The following is a 302-nucleotide window of genomic DNA, read 5'->3' on the forward strand; positions in this document are numbered from 1 at the left end:
GACTGCGCCGCGCCGCGATGCAGGACGAAGAACGAGGAGCGCAGCGACGACGTGATGAGGACGAAGAGCGGTGAGTAAAGGCGCAGGTGCACGCGCGGACGGAGTCCGCGCCGAAGGCACTGCGCCGCGCCGCGATGCAGGAGGAAGAGCGAGGAGCGGAGCGACAAGGCGATGACGACGAAGAGCGGTGCAGTAGGGCGCGAACACCGCACCGGCGGAGCCGGTGCCAAAGGTACTGCGCCGCGCCGCGATGCAGGACGAAGAACGAGGAGCGCAGCGACGACGTGATGAGGACGAAGAGC

1 protein-coding gene is annotated in these 302 nt (G+C 68.2%); it reads right to left on the reverse strand.

The window, feature by feature from the left end:
* Positions 1-212: hypothetical protein (locus B1964_RS30665; RefSeq protein ID WP_216354229.1), on the reverse strand; the 212-nt coding region annotated here is incomplete at its 3' end.
* Between the last annotated feature and the right edge of the window lie 90 nt (positions 213-302).

Origin of the sequence: Gordonia sp. i37 (genome assembly GCF_002043085.1) — a bacterium.
Taxonomy (GTDB): Bacteria; Actinomycetota; Actinomycetes; order Mycobacteriales; family Mycobacteriaceae; genus Gordonia; species Gordonia polyisoprenivorans.